This is a genomic window from Bartonella sp. AP1QHHD (assembly GCF_042196265.1).
GTDB lineage: Bacteria > Pseudomonadota > Alphaproteobacteria > Rhizobiales > Rhizobiaceae > Bartonella.
The window spans coordinates 1-15,189 of the sequence record NZ_JBHIPW010000004.1 but is presented as its reverse complement, the minus strand read 5'-3'; the positions used below and the strand labels follow the sequence as shown (position 1 = coordinate 15,189).

General features: G+C 35.4%; 11 protein-coding genes and 1 pseudogene. 8 read left to right on the top strand and 4 right to left on the bottom strand.

The features are described 5' to 3' along the window. A pseudogene (locus ACFIME_RS00570) lies at window positions 1-1,365 on the bottom strand (hypothetical protein); the annotation flags it as partial. Window positions 1,366-2,349: 984 nt separating this feature from the next. Next, on the bottom strand, window positions 2,350-2,856 hold the full coding sequence (locus tag ACFIME_RS00565; RefSeq protein WP_375662676.1) for a helix-turn-helix domain-containing protein: 507 nt from the start codon (window positions 2,854-2,856) through the stop codon (window positions 2,350-2,352). 945 nt (window positions 2,857-3,801) lie between these two features. Here ACFIME_RS00565 and ACFIME_RS00560 point away from each other — a divergent pair. Continuing rightward, a complete protein-coding gene (locus ACFIME_RS00560) occupies window positions 3,802-4,071 on the top strand; it encodes a hypothetical protein (RefSeq protein WP_012754562.1) in 270 nt (89 codons plus the stop codon). Between the two features lie 319 nt (window positions 4,072-4,390). Here ACFIME_RS00560 and ACFIME_RS00555 read toward each other — a convergent pair whose 3' ends face one another. Together ACFIME_RS00555 and ACFIME_RS00550 are read right to left on the bottom strand one after the other, a co-directional pair. Further along, window positions 4,391-5,602, bottom strand: coding sequence for an MFS transporter (locus ACFIME_RS00555; protein WP_375662677.1), 1,212 nt, complete (start codon window positions 5,600-5,602; stop codon window positions 4,391-4,393). 589 nt (window positions 5,603-6,191) lie between these two features. Then, on the bottom strand, window positions 6,192-6,620 hold the full coding sequence (locus ACFIME_RS00550) for a dTMP kinase (protein ID WP_375654867.1): 429 nt from the start codon (window positions 6,618-6,620) through the stop codon (window positions 6,192-6,194). A 1,306-nt stretch (window positions 6,621-7,926) separates the two neighbouring features. Here ACFIME_RS00550 and ACFIME_RS00545 point away from each other — a divergent pair. The 7 genes from ACFIME_RS00545 to ACFIME_RS00515 all read left to right on the top strand — a co-directional run. Further along, window positions 7,927-9,117, top strand: a complete 1,191-nt coding sequence (locus ACFIME_RS00545) for a hypothetical protein (RefSeq protein WP_375684345.1) — start codon at window positions 7,927-7,929, stop codon at window positions 9,115-9,117. Further along, window positions 9,114-10,319, top strand: coding sequence for an ATP-grasp domain-containing protein (locus ACFIME_RS00540; RefSeq protein WP_375683449.1), 1,206 nt, complete (start codon window positions 9,114-9,116; stop codon window positions 10,317-10,319). Before ACFIME_RS00545 ends, ACFIME_RS00540 begins: the two co-directional genes overlap by 4 nt. Before the next feature lie 23 nt (window positions 10,320-10,342). Then, a complete protein-coding gene (locus ACFIME_RS00535; RefSeq protein WP_375660922.1) occupies window positions 10,343-11,059 on the top strand; it encodes a YqcI/YcgG family protein in 717 nt (238 codons plus the stop codon). Further along, window positions 11,052-11,375, top strand: coding sequence for a cupin domain-containing protein (locus ACFIME_RS00530; protein WP_375654701.1), 324 nt, complete (start codon window positions 11,052-11,054; stop codon window positions 11,373-11,375). The genes ACFIME_RS00535 and ACFIME_RS00530 overlap by 8 nt, the downstream gene beginning before the upstream one ends. Window positions 11,376-12,878: 1,503 nt before the next feature. Beyond that, entirely contained in the window at window positions 12,879-13,049 is a 171-nt protein-coding gene (locus ACFIME_RS00525) for a hypothetical protein (RefSeq protein WP_375611449.1), read from the top strand. A gap of 365 nt (window positions 13,050-13,414) precedes the next feature. After that, window positions 13,415-14,635: an MFS transporter gene (locus ACFIME_RS00520; RefSeq protein WP_375654703.1), complete on the top strand. Its 1,221-nt coding sequence runs from the start codon at window positions 13,415-13,417 to the stop codon at window positions 14,633-14,635. 326 nt (window positions 14,636-14,961) lie between these two features. After that, the coding region (locus ACFIME_RS00515; protein WP_375632730.1) for a hypothetical protein at window positions 14,962-15,189 on the top strand (228 nt) is incomplete at its 3' end.

Genomic DNA, 15,189 nt, shown 5'->3' with positions numbered 1-15,189 from the left:
TCTTACAATTTTAATGTTCTTGTTTTCATAATTCTCAAGTTCAGCTCCAGCAAAATTGACTGTTTCACCAGGCAGAATATCCACAGCAGCTTCACCGTTAACAGATAGCTTCCATCCCCCTGCTCCTTCTACGACAGCTCTCATAGCTTTCAACTGTGCCACATTGACGGCATCAGTATCTGCAGTACCAGCCGCCAACCCAGTAATCTGGCGTGTTATACTACCGTCAGCTTTTCCAACACTGATTGCACTTTTTGTACTTTTCCATGCACCATTGTTTTGTTGTGAATTTTTGTTACTTACAGGATCATAACCAGCAACATTATTAACAACACTGGCAACGGAAGCTCCACCCAAAGCAACTCCGTCTCCAGCAATCACCTGTGCATTTGGACCAATTGCAATCGAATACTTTGTTTGAGCTTGAGCAGCATAACCTATCGCAATCGTATCTTGATCCTTCGCTTCTGCGTTATTCCCCATAGCAATGCCGTGGATACCGGTTGCAAGTCCACCAATAGCAACTGCTAATTCTCCTGATGCACTTGCCTTATAGCCTAGAGCCAAACTACTTTTACCAGTCGCTTTTGTACTTGAACCAACTGAAACTGCATTTTGCGCGCCGGCTTTAGCGGCATAACCTATCGCAATCGCATCTTGACCACCTGTAGCCGCGCTGCTACCAAACGCAATACTATCAATGCCATCTGCCTTTGAAAGCCCACCTATAGCGATAGACGATCTTTTTACCGTTTCCGATCCAATCCCTATGGCAACACTTGCCGCTCCATTCGCAAGAGCAGAAACACCAAAAGCTTGTGCTCCTCCACTCTTTGCAGTTGCACCCGCACCAAATGCTGTTGAATAATTCCCTGTTGCAGCAGATCCACAACCGGTTGCAAAAGAATACACACCATAAGCCTCAGGCATAGCACTCGTGCTACCACCTGTAAGCTTCCCCATATAACCAGTGCTGCTGTTGCTCGTATTACTATCACCACTCCAAGTGACCTTATCAGTGGTCACGCCATAAGGATAACGACCAGAAAAATTTGTATTTTTGGTAAATCTATCATATTGCTGCTCTGCGGTTATTTGATTAGTACTAGCAATTGACTCCTGTTGCTTGCCACCACGACCAATGACATTATCCACACCACAGTAATTATCATCACCCGCAAAAACAATACTGCCATGGCTACCATGGTCATAAGACACACCAGAACCACTCGTGCTCATAGTTTTGTCACCCGTTATCGCGAGATTCGAAGCAACAACAGGAGAAACACTCGATAAGAGTGTGGCCATTGCCGCGCTGAGAGAAAAAGCTTTAATTAAATTTGGTGGGGAATATTTTTTTTTCATAAGAATCTCCTCCTACAGAGTTCAACATCATCACAACGCGTGAAAACACACATGGCAAATCCCTTAGTTTGCGCACTTCAAAAACCAATAAATCAAGAAAAAACCCTCCCATCGACACCGCTATTTATTACGGCACCGCCCTAAAATCTTTGTGACAACATCGAATCTAGAAAAGTCCCCAACCCTTTTAGCTAGAGGGATTCAAGCTAAAAAATAAATAAAAACACAAGACTTTGAAAATATAACGTAATCTCCATTCAAAAACACTGCGATTTATCTCTTAACAAAAATAGTTTCACTAAAGAGCAATTCTACTTTTCAGATAAAGCGCATCAGAAGAATGGCAAGAGTGTAAAAATTATTTTTTATAAATTTGTAAAAATACTTCTCAATAAATTAGCTGTTCTTATAAGAACAAATTTATGATTTTTTTAACTTATTGCACAATGTAATAGATAATGATTATCATCATAATCTCACTTTTTGTTGCAAGGTAAACTGTTTCAATATATTATACATCTCTTTGAAAGAAATCTGTCTTAAATATAATGATGCACGCTCTGTAAAAAGTTTTAACGTGCTCATCTTATCATCTTCATAAAAAGACAAAAGCGCGCCTATAAATAGTCTTTCGTTCTTCTCTCTTATATATCTGTTACCCTTCTATAGGAACAAAATATCGTCATTGTATTTTCACTGTTGTCAGTATCTTTTCCCTCAACCAACAAATATTTCAGGAATGGCACTATACTAGCTTTTTTTTGAATCAATTTTGTTTGTATTGCTACCCGTCGTTCTTTTTATGAACCGTTTTATCTTTAATCAGAGAAATATATTGATTTATAATGATAGTTTCTCGTTTTTCAGATCGAATAAGAGACTCGAAAATCGTGAAATTTTCACATTCCAGACTTGGTTATACAGCAGAAAATCAAAAAAGTTTTATTTTTTTAAAAGGCTGTTCATTCGTATCTTATGAAATTTCTAGATGTGCTTTTCAGTTTCGATTTTACGCTTTAAATGTAATTTTAAAAGTGGCAAAGTGGCTTCGACTTCTTCTATATCATTGAGGTTTTGAATAAGCTCTTGCAATCTTCCATAAAGCTCTGCTGCTAATTCCGCAACATCTTCAGGAGAAAGTGTTATTTTTGCATCATGATAGGTCGTATAAACTAAATGTCCCAGCTTTTTCATCAGCCCAGCAGGAATCGCCTGCGGTTTAAAACCAGCTGCTTTCGCCTTTGCCACATCTGAAAACATCTCGCCATTTCCCGTTACTAGCCAATCTAATGAAACGCCACAAATTTCTTGATATTTGGAGAGCGCAGAGGCTGTAGGCTCACTTATACCAGTTTCATAAGTTCCTATAGAGCCAGCAGTGATACCAAGATGTTCAGCAAACTGCTTACGCTCTGTAAAACCAAGAGCGTGACGCACTTCACGAAAACGTTTTGCCAACTCAGTTTTAGGTTTTGCTTCCGGACGAGCCAAAAAAAACACTCCAAAATCAATATAATTGTTGACTAAATAATTATATTGATTTATATCTATCGTTACTGCCCCTAAGAAGAGCAGTTATCACATACATAACCCCACAAAAACGGATGTTACAGTATCCATTTAAGCAGGAGCGAAAATTATGACAATTACAAAAAAATGCAATCGCCGTGGTATTTTTCTGAGCTGCGCCCCTGTAATATAATCTTGGAAAAACTCAAGCCTATCAGAGGCTATTTTCCAGAGTCAAAAACATTTGGACACAGGCCAATGAAAAAACTAAATGCGCCACTGCCAACTCTATCAGTTTGCATGCCAAGCCAATTCTTGCCAACTGCTTTCTCAAAAGTTGCAGTCATATTCTTTCAAAAGCAAAAAGCCTAATACGATTCTCTTCATTTCATGCTGTGCAATATTACCACTGAAATCTTATTACAAAAATATGCTAATGCATTTCCCATAGGTTTTTATAAGGTAAAAAGTTTATCAATGTCTAAAAATCAATATAAAATAGGCAAAATAATTGGTATTCTACAAAAAATGAGATTATCACTCGTTATTAAAAAGTTAGACGTTTACAAACCCTTTTTTGCTTATTTTATATATTAATGGCACTGATTTAGCTGTAACTGGTAATAGAGATTTCAGGGTGTTTGGTTTATCGTCAGAATACTCTTCCTCTACGCATATTAAAAGCCTTTTGGCAATGTATTTTAAATGCTATAAATTCTATAGTAAACACATTGCCATCCATATTTACAATTGGGCGCTTCAAAATCTTGGAATAATAAAATCTTTAATAGGCTTTGATTTAAAAGCGCGTATTTTGCAGAAAATTGACAAAACCATGAGGTTCGTATACATGGCAATTTTAAGTGATGATAGTGGAGTGATACTTAAAAAAGCTGCATGGAAACCCGCAACGTTGAGGAATTAAGCATGACCTCTTTATGCGATAAAGAATTATCTGATACACTGGTTGGTCTTTATGACGACTATCAACGCGGTTTCGACATTGGAGAAGAGCTTAAACTGTGCGTGGATTTGGCGTTATCTCTTGAATTGGAACTCAGTATTCACCGTTTAAGTGAAACAGATGCTGTTTTAAAAAAAGAGATTGTGCAAACCTTGCATCGTCGTAGAAATACTCATTCCAATGAAGATGAAATTGATACAATTTTTCATATGGATTTTGAAAAACAAAAATAATGCAATACTCTCCCCGTATGATACGATATTCCCTCATCGCTTTACTTTCTGCTACGCTTAGACAAAAAACTTTCAAGAAGATTTAAAGTATTACGTTTTCGTCTTCTTAACAGCAGTGAGGTGAATTAAAGAAACGCATCAATTCTTTTAGATCATTATCAAAAAGTAAAGGGTATTCTCTAGCATACATCAATTTATGCTTTATTCATTAAGCACCAACTTTTACATTTTCTCAACTCTCCTTTAAAAGCAAAATGTGAAATATGCCGCAGCGTAGATATTTATAAAATAGCGTATATTGACCACATTTAAATGTAATTTATTGTTTTTCATGTTTATAAAACAGCATTATGAGTATTCCAACAAACGCAACAATGCTTTGAAAAAAATATATCGATTGAGGTGATATGTTACTGTTATCGCTTGCCATAATGAGATAGACTCCGAGGATCAAGCATCCAGAGATACCATTAAAACTTGCCTGCAATCTTCCTTGGTATTCAGGATCACAAGAGAGTTGTGATAAAGAAATCGAAAGAGCCCAACTCGAAAGTCCAAATCCAATCATAAAGTAAACAGGAAAAACAACAAAATTGTGTGTATTAACAGATAAAATAGCGAGGCCAATAGCCATAAAAGCTAATAAAATGGCTAATGTTTTCCTTATGGATAAAACTTTACAAAGAAGTGGTGAAAAAAACGCACCTGTCAATACACCCATAGAATAAAGCACCTCAAATATTGCAAAGGTCCTGTTATCCGCATGTAAAACCTCTTGTATATAAGGAACGAGAATAACAGGAATGGTCATCAAAAGAGTCATAATAATCATCTGGCTTATATAAGGTACAAAAAGAGCCGGATTCTGTTTAAAATAATGAAGGGATTCTGTATAATTTTCCCACCAATTTTGCTGGTTTTGTTTTTTAGATCTTCGGTTTTTAGGTACCTTCATTGCAAAATTAAATAAACCAGCAATGATAAAGAATATACCACCTATTAGAAGAGTTCCTTTTGTTCCTGCATAGGACAGTATAAATCCACTTAAGCCCATACCTACGATAGTGCCAAGTTCATAAACCATATCGATGGTCGCATTTGCATTGATGAGCTGTTCCTTCAGCACAATACTTTGAATTAAAGAAATAGCTGATGGCATATAAAAAGGGATAAAAATACCCAAAAGAGCAGATAAGACCATCAATTCAATTTCTATACCAAAATGCCAAAGCATTACCCAGCTTACGATTACCAAACCTCTCACAAGATTTGAAATAATAATCTGCGTTTTACGGTTATATTTATCTGCCAATATGCCAAAAATAGGCGCAAAAATAATGCCAGGCGTCCAAAGAAAAAGCATCATCAACGCTACACCACGGATTGAGCCCGTCTGATTGTAAGCGATCCATGACAATGTAATATAATTTAGTCCACTTCCAAATGTAGCAAATAAGCCGCTCAAAGTAAAATAGAGAAAAGTTCTATTTTCAAATAAAGCAATGCGTTCCTTCAAATTTGAAGTGAACATAAATTATCCTCTAAAATGAATACCAGTCGATATGCATAATACATCCTGTTTAAAAACAGGCATTCTTACAATTTTCATTTTAGATCATTAAATTTAAGAAAGCAAAATTTCTTTTTTGAGGCTTTTACAATCTTTGTGCTGTTTTATGATTAATTCTTCTATGAAAACGGAACATTTATGGACAAAAACAAAATTAATATTTTATGTGCGTTTTATTCAGAAGCTACACCTTTATACATATGTGAAACAATTTTACGGTATGGAAGCTTCACTCACATTATTGTCCTTATTATTCCGTGCACTAAAATATGTTCGAGTATATCCTTCCATGTCGTTCTTCTATCACCACACTTTGGCTCTAAAAGAATAAACATACTATTATCTTCACGATAAATACTGCTAACTTTTCTACTCCCCTTCTCTAAATCTTTTAAAATAAGCCAATTACAGTTAGTTTTCCAATTAAAATATATAACGTAATATCTTCCTGAGCAGTTAAATTATTGCAATCATATCTCTAAAGTTTCAGATTTAGAGTACAGATACATAAAGGAGGATTTATCGTGGATAACTTGATTAATAAATGATTTTATTCATAATCAAAACAAACCTTATTTATATGATGTCGTATTTGATGATGAATTAAAGAAATAGGAGCAGTTCCATCAATTGTTATAAACTGCTCATCTATTTCCGATAATACTTTGTAAACTTTTTCAATAAAAGAGAGTTTTTCTTCGTATTTTAAGTTCAAATCATCCCTTTTCTGCAACCGTTCCAGTATAGTAATGGGCGGTAAATGAAGATAAAATGTAATATGAGGTCTTAGAATAGATTGATTTAATTTAACGACACTTTCAACAGAAAGCTCTCGAGCATAAAAATAAGCAAGACTAGAATAAACATATCGATCGCTAATTAATAAATTTTGCGATGACGTTAAGGAAGGTTCAATAATTTCAAGCGTATATTCGCGTCTATTTGTCGCTGATAAGAGTGCTAAAAGCAACGGATCAATTGCTTTTCCATTATCTACATATCTCTAATTTATGGATTATTTCTATACTAAGAACTGTGTTAAAAGTTTGTATTATATGTTTTCTGTTGAGTAATGGCGAGCAATTTCTTTTGTTTGTGTTGTCTTTCCACTCCCATCAAACCCGCATAAGACAATAAAAGAACCAGAAAATTTCTTTGAAGACCACATGGAGTTATAAACTTTTTTATCAAGATACATTTTGTCTATATACTCTCCATAAGTTAAATTTTTTTGTCTAAAATCTTTTAATGTTTAATAAGGTGTTTTTTTACTCGTCTCTAAACAGAAAAACACAATACTCCCGCATTTGTATAACTTTATGATAAATGGCAGTATATAGACTTAGTTTTAAGATAAGGTTATATTTTAGACAACTTAAAATGATACTAAGTATTTGTAAAAATATATTTTTTTGTTCACACTACATACCCAGCCATTTTTTAACGAATTCTAGCGAGATTTTGAGGATTACTCCTATAGCGTCGTGTAAGTGTAGAGAAATGAGTTCGATCTCAGTATTTATTGTCCCTAAGAGCTGGTACTGGATTCCGCTACATAGGAATCTAATGAAATCAACTCTATCTTTTCTCAAACCACTGCCCTCGCTATAAGCATTTGATATCCGATCCCGTCAAAAAGCAGCAGAGCAATTCTTGGAAAACATCGCTGAGATATTGAAATATGCCTTGCAAAAGCGTTTAAATCAAATGTTTCACTATATTTTTCGGTATATTCATAAACTGAAACTAAGAATATTATAATAAGCCCTCAAACAACGACGACGCCCAAATCAGCCGTAATAAAGCCTCCTAAAACTGAACCAATAATACCTCTCTCTGAAAAAGACTACTATGTAAAGGCTTTAATACAATACCTTAGCGCTAATGCCATAAATGTTTCTGATAGATAACGAAGTTTATTGTCACAACAACATCTAACAACGGTCAATAGAAAAACCTCAACCTTGAGTATAAATAAAATCAACTTGAAAGCGCAAAATATATCTCTAGGACATAGTTATATTCGTTATCTGGCTTTCCCCTTATTGGCAAGCCTCCCGCAACAGACGCAGTAAAAATACCAGCCTCTATCGCTATTCATTCTCCTGAATAATAAGCTATCACTACCATAAACATCAGCGTTCAAATTTTTCCTACCGAAAAAACTTGACATGCCCAGTAATATGTGTGTATTCATTATTTGTAAACATGATGTGTGCTGATTTATAATACTGCGTGTTTTTAAGAGATTCCGAAATGGGGGGGATAATGTGCACAAGCAACTGATGTTTCGGTTTTATGGGCTTGTTGTCTTGCTATATCTTTCTGATATGGTTTTATTTTTAAGTAATCTGTGGAATGCTTATCGCATAACATCCTCATCGGTTTTCCTAGGCGTAACCATGGCTTTGGGCGCCATTATGCCCTATCTTTTGAAAAAAAGCGGTCTTGTGCGCATTAAAGCCTCATTGCGGTTGGTCGATTTATACAAAAGGCGAATCATTATCTATAGCCTTCTTTTATTGATTGCTCTTTTCCATTACGCTGATTCCCCCTTTGGTTTTATTGCTGTCTCTATCTCTATCGGCTATCTCTCTTTGATTACCTTAAGCACACTCGAGACTTATAATACTAAACTAGCACTTAGTGGTTATATTAGCGCCCAAAAGGCTTCCCGCATTATGCAAACAGTGGTGCAAATTGGCGCATTTTTGGGAGCAGCACTGAGTGGTTATCTCTTAGAAGCGACCAGCCCTCGAGGGGCAGCGGCTGAAATTGGCTATAATGGTTTGATTGTGACACTTTGTTTGTTTGACATCATTATAAGCCTTATAGCCGGATATATTATCTTTTGCGATGAATACAACGCTACAGATACCACAGCACCTGCAACCGATAAGAAGACAGCACCTATACCGCAAGCGGATGGACTCTCCCGTGAGCTTAAACTTTTATGCGTCTGCATAGGGCTTATTGGCTTTCATATTTGCGCTTATAATACGCTGGCAACCATTCTTTTTCAGAGTGTGAAAAATTTTGGCTCTGAATATTATGGACTTTGCAGTGCGGTTGCGGGCATGGGCGCTTTTTTGGCTGCTTTTATCAAAATCCCTCGCTTTGAATTTATTCTCCCAGCCCTTATGTTGAGCGTGGCTGATCTTATTTTTAGCACCACACAATCGCCCTATTTGGCTGTGGTCTTTTGCTTTTTTATTGGCTTTTCAATGAATACCATGCGAATTAATGCCCGCAAACATACGATTGAAGCGACCAAAACAGAGGCTCAAGCAGAGCTGGTGGGAAGCTATAGCGGTATGCTTTATACTCTCTCCCAATCGGCAGGTTATGTTATCCTTGGTCTTCTTACAAGCTCTGCCCTTATGGGTCCTCAAGCAGCTGTTTATCTTCTCCCCCTTATAGGGCTAATAATCTTTATTTATATTCTTTTCCTTTTATTGCAGCGGAACAAAGTATGAGAAAACCTATTCTTATTGTCGACCCTTTCTCCACGGGTGCCCTCTATGCCCCTGCTTTGCAAAAATTAGGCTATGCTTGCTATGGTGTTGTCTCTCAACAAGCTCCTTTTTCACACTATATGCTTTCTTATCAGGGAGAGGGCATGGCAGAAGCGAAGCTTCATAGTGTAGATGAGATAAAGAAACGCTTTCCTATCGGCGCGATAGAGGCCGTGGTCGCAGGCGCCGAAGGGGGTATTTATTGTGCAGATCAATTGGCGGCTTATTATGGTTGTCTTGGGAATAACCCCTTGACTACCGATTGGCGACGGAAAAAAGCAGCGATGCAAAAACGCCTTTGTGAAAATGATTTATCTTACATCCGATCAAAGATTCTTACAAAAAATGATTGTACTCTCGATGATTTTGAAAGCCACAGCGGCTATGTGGTAAAGCCGAATGATTCTGGTGGAAGCGATGGTGTTTTGTTTTTCTCCAGCCGTGAGAAAGTGGCGGCATGGTCCTCTAGAATCGACTGGACACAAAAAAATATTTTTGGCGCACCTAACGATGCTTATTTGCTCCAAGAAAGATTGGAGGGAGAAGAATACATCGTCGACGCCGTTGTAAATGGAGAGGCTATAAAGATATGTGCTTTATCGCGATATAAAAAAGGTATTCATAATGGAAGTGCTTTTGTTTATGAATCGCTTGATGTGCTTGATGCTCAAGATCCCTCTTATGCCCCTCTTATCTCTTATGCAAAACAATGCATTCGCGCACTGGGGATTGAATATGGACCTGCGCATATGGAAATCATGCAAACAGCTCGTGGTCCAGTAATGATCGAAGTAGGAGCCCGCCTCCACGGAGGAATTGCACCCACCTTGTTCGCGCATTGCTATGAAGATGGTTTACTTGAAAGCTCCGTTAACCTTATTGCAGGCGTGTTTTCGCAAACCCCAAGTCGCTTTAAGAAAAAAGGGCGTATTATCTTCCTTATCAACGAGATCGACGGTCATATTATAAAAGATGTTAACGTATGGCGGCAAAAGCTTCATTCTTGGGAAAATGTGGTTCATTTTACGCTCTTTTTTAAAGAAAACGAGCCCCTCCCCCTAACCATCGATTTAAATACCTGCCCTGCCATTATAGCAATTTGGGGACACAGTGATGATGAATTATCAGCTTTGGAGAGGGTCATTCGTAGCAATTTCTTATAAAATACAACAATTGGGAGGAAAACATGGATTCAGCAGCGCAAATAATTGAAAATATAGACAAATATGAAAAATGGAAGCAGGTCGTTTTTAAAGAATTCGATGCAACCATGAATAACACAATTAGACCTTTTCCCTGTCTATTCGGTGTAAATGGATACTCAAAAAATATGCTTAGATTTGGGTTCTACAATAAGTTGACCGCAAAAAATATGATGGAAGACCTGATAACTTATTGCGATAATTATAAAAGTTTTGGAAAGAACACATCTTTTGTTGCATTCGAGAAGCCTGCCCCCGTACAAAGTATCGAAGTTTATAGAGAAAAATTCTGGTCTATACTTAAAGATTTGCGAACTCTTGATGACCAAGAATGGCCTAAGCATATACCAAAAAATATGGACAATCCTTTATGGGAGTTCTGCTTTCATGGCGAGCCTATGTTTATAGTTTGCAATACCCCATCCCATATAAACAGAATAAGTAGGAGAAGTTCTACATTTATGTTAACTTTCCAGCCTAGGTGGGTTTTTTCTGATCTGCTCGATACAGAACAAAAAGCAAAAAATGCATTCTCCGCTGTAACAAAAAGACTTGAACCTTTTGATATTATAACAAAATCTCCTTTTTTAGGAAAATATGGCGAACCCCAAAATAGAGAATGGACGCAATACTTCCTGCAAGATAATAATATTGAATCCCCACCTTGCCCATATCATATAATGGAGCACGATAATGACTAAATTTTCTAAAATTAAATTAAATAAAAATATCTATGATATATTCAAAATGATGCTTCCAGAGCAAGGATCAATAGAGATACAAAGAGATTTTCCAAAAAAAATACACGATTGGCATATTCACCAGGTCGATGAAACTCTCTTAATTATAGAGGGAGAGTTAGATTTTTTCTATAGCGAAAAACATATAACCTGTACACCAGGAGATATTATACATCTACCTGCCAATACAAGGCACAAATCAATTGCGGCAGATGTAGGATGCATATATGCAATTGCTACAGAAAATCTCACTATTGGAGATATTAGAGATGGGTAACCGCACGCTCTTTAATGGATTCTTTCTCATACAGGATTTTATTCTTTTACTCCTGCTTCCCATAATGCGCCCATAGATTCTGCGGAAAATAAGGCTATGAAGTTTACGTCCTCTACCCAAATCAACGTAGAAGCTTTTCAGAAACGGCATTTTACAGCACAAAATAGAACGTTATTCTTTAGGAAAAAAATGAATCAAGCTTAACGGATTAAACAAAAAGGAAATAATTTTGTTTACAGCTTTATTGTCGAGCATTCACGAATGGATTCTGGTATTATCTCTATCTGAAACTCCCTACAAGCATGAAGCAGAAAAGTTATCAAGCATATTTAGTATACCTAATGAAAACTGCTATTACCATGCGTGATGGCTCTAAAATGTAGATGGATTTGAATTTTTAAATAATTTTTAACTCTTGCATCACTTTATTTCCATACTTTTTAAATAATATTCAATAACTTAAGTAAAATAAATATTTTTATTTTGGGTTTTGTTGTGTTGTTAATCTAAGCATGTGAAGAGAATATATTAAAGAATTAAAATATTTATATATCGAAATTGAAGATGTCCTATTTTACCCAAAAAAGAACTATTATGACATAGGTGAATTTAGCTATTAATCTTTTGTTGCCAACAAGTGGTAAAATGATGCTGAATGTAGAAAAAATTGCATAAGAACCTTTAACAAAAATGATTAAAATTTAGATAGAATTACAAGGTATAAAATAGAATTTATTCCATCAGCGCTGCAATTTTTTCTGGTTAATTTATTCTACCAATATCATTAAAGCTTTCTTCTAATGACATCGTCTATCATTGGAGGGAGATATATGATTGTTTTTCGAATTGTGACAGCACACAAATTTCGTGATTTATTTTGTCCATTAAAAGATGTTTGTTAGTTGAGTAAGTTAAAAAAATACATAGAATTCCGTATAATGAAGTGTGTATGTATAAAACTTCTCAGGATGATCGTATTAATAGCAATGTTAAAGGGGGGCTTTTTTTGGAAAAATTGTAAAGAAATTATGAGTATCTCTAGGAGAAAAAACTCTGATTTTTAAAACAGAGAGAAACATTGATTATAACAGCTTATTAAGCTAAACGCAGAATATTTATCCTAATAATTGATGGTTAATTGTAACGGGATAGTTTTTTGATAATCATAAAGAAAAAGGTATAGAGCGTGTTTCTTTTAGTTAAGGAAAAGTATTGCTCATTTTTCTTTCTAAAAGTAAGCAAATTCAAAGATAATTTTTTGTTCTTGTAGTGGTGAGAAAATAATTGTCGAAGTCAGTGAAGGGGAGATTCTAATAGATTGTTACAAAGTTTAATAAAAGTTGGAATACTTAAAAATTCTTAGTTCCTATGATGATTTAAGAATACCAGATTAGGATACGGAGAATTCAAGAGCTCAAAACTTTGTGATAATATTGGTTTAGAATTACATCTTGTTCATTCAGACGAGATGAGCCAATTATTATATGTCACAGAGACATATGGGTGGAAAATTTAAAAAAAGCTTATCCAGAATCTGACTTAAAGGTTATTGGAACTTTAGTAGTAAGATTGGCTTGGTCTCATGTTTCTCAAAAATTAGCAACCAATCTTGTTGTGACTAGACTAAATTTGGAAGATCTGCTCACTGAGCGTTTTTATAATATTATGAAATGATAAAAATATTAATATTTCTTCTTGTCCGGGACATGAAGCCGGTGCTATTTGTATTTATTATCCGTTGCACCATTGTCCGAAATATATTTTAAGTGGTTGTCACTTGAAATATGCCTTGGAAAATTATTTGGCAAGAGAGCGTACCTATATGTATTGGAAAGTAATTTCCTATTATTTGTCTCAATCTATGGGTACAACGTTGCCAAGTATAGAATTCATGCTGACAGATGACTTTCAAAAAATAAGTGCCTATAACGCATTTGAACTAAACTTTTATGAAAAACTGGAATTTAGTACCGAACCATATTCGACAATGGAGAAAATCATAAAATGGCTTGAGTCTCTGTTTAAGAGGGAGGAGGTTATTGCGTAATTCTGTTTTTCTTATGATTGTAATTGGTTGTTTGACGAGTTTTTGTGCTAGTGGTGTATTATCTATTGGCCTTTCTTTGTTACAATTCCAAGATACAACGGGAGAAACTTCTGCTACTTTAAATGTCGTTAATTTAATCGCAATTGGAATTGCTGGCTTATGTTTGGGAAACGTGTTGGCGCACTATCAAGGCTTTATAATTGGGTTTTATAGTCAAATTATTTGCGCTTGTTTATTGTCTTTCTTATTATTTATGAACAATCCGGTGCTTATTTTATTTGTATTTTTTTTACTTGCTCTCTTGATGGGGGCTGATAACCCAAATAACAATAGTGCCTTGAATCAGCTGGTTCCAGCTCCCAAACAAAAAGCTGGAGTTTTTGCATTTTACACTAGTTGCTGTCAGTTTTTTGTTATTATATCCCCATTGCTTATATATTTTATAATTGCGCATTTGGGGCACAAAATAGCCATAGCCTTTATTGTATTTATCTATCTTTTGAATGCCTGCTTATGGTTTCGTATAAAGTCTATACAACAACTAAACAGAGCAAAAGAGCTATTAAAAAAGCCATCTCAAAAAGCTTATGGAGTTGGGTTCAGGTGCCTTTGGCGGATTTCTGCGTTGCGTTTTTTAACGATTAATCGTATTTTGAATAATTCTCTCTATACGGGGACTATTGTTTTATTGCCACTTGTTCTTGCTTCTATAACATCAGATAATATAAAATTTACAGCTATTCAAAATTCTATTTTTGCTTTTTCAGCACTGGGTTTTGTGATCAATGGTCTTATCTCATCTTATTATTTACGGAAATTTCCATCTTTAATTCGTTTTTTTGTATGGGGGGCACCGGCTTTTGCCGTGATCGCAATCTCTTTTGTTCTATATTTAAATTTTACTCAATATTCCCTTTATATTATGGGGTTTTTATTAGGTATTGGGCAATTTTATTTTAGGATATCGGGAATAACAATTGGACAAGCTATCACACCTAGTGAAAATTTAGCCGAGGTGATTTTGGCAGGCGATGCCAGTGTACGCATCATAACAGCTTTATTCTCTATTGTGCTTTTATATGCAGGAAAATTTTTTTCATTTTCTATATTATACGTCCTATGTGTATTTATAGGCTTTTGCGCTCCTTTATTTATTTTGCACGGACTATCTATTTACATACAAAGCTTAAAGATAAAAGAAAGCGCCGCATGAATGATATTCAATTATTATATTACGTCAGCCTTTTTTTGATTATCGTATAGATAAAAATGTTGTACAAATATTCATGACATTAATTTTAAATAAGCACATTGCGTGAGAAAAGCTGAGGTGTTCGTTACCTCTCATGTGGATAAAACGCATTTAGCCCGTTAAGCAACGAAATTGCAAATAGCACTATGATCACCATTAATTCTAAAAGCTCTACCAGAAGTTAGTGATAATGGCAAAAATCCTTTAATGATATTTGAAGAGATCGTTTATGCTAGATCAGGTTATCTAAAGATCGAGAGGAGAGGAGCTTAAAAAGTATAAAATTCATGGAAATTCAACAGCAATTTCTAGGTGTACATAATGATAGGCATAGATCGACGCGAACTGGTCAAATTCAAACAATAAAAAATCCTGCAAATGCTGAGCTTTTTAAACTATGTCATATCAAGCATATGAAAGTTCGTTTTAAATTAATGGCGGAGAGAGAGGGAGCGTTATATTTATATAAAATCAATAAGTTATATAAAAGTTCGGGAGTTTTGATTCCTTTGATT

Excerpts from the sequence above, each read along its gene's own strand:
- ACFIME_RS00560 (WP_012754562.1), top strand. The coding sequence starts at position 3,802 with ATGACCTCTTTATGCGATAAAGAATTATCTGATACACTGGTTGGTCTT.
- ACFIME_RS00555 (WP_375662677.1), bottom strand. The coding sequence starts at position 5,602 with ATGTTCACTTCAAATTTGAAGGAACGCATTGCTTTATTTGAAAATAGA.
- ACFIME_RS00545 (WP_375684345.1), top strand. The coding sequence starts at position 7,927 with ATGTTTCGGTTTTATGGGCTTGTTGTCTTGCTATATCTTTCTGATATG.
- ACFIME_RS00540 (WP_375683449.1), top strand. The coding sequence starts at position 9,114 with ATGAGAAAACCTATTCTTATTGTCGACCCTTTCTCCACGGGTGCCCTC.
- ACFIME_RS00535 (WP_375660922.1), top strand. The coding sequence starts at position 10,343 with ATGGATTCAGCAGCGCAAATAATTGAAAATATAGACAAATATGAAAAA.
- ACFIME_RS00530 (WP_375654701.1), top strand. The coding sequence starts at position 11,052 with ATGACTAAATTTTCTAAAATTAAATTAAATAAAAATATCTATGATATA.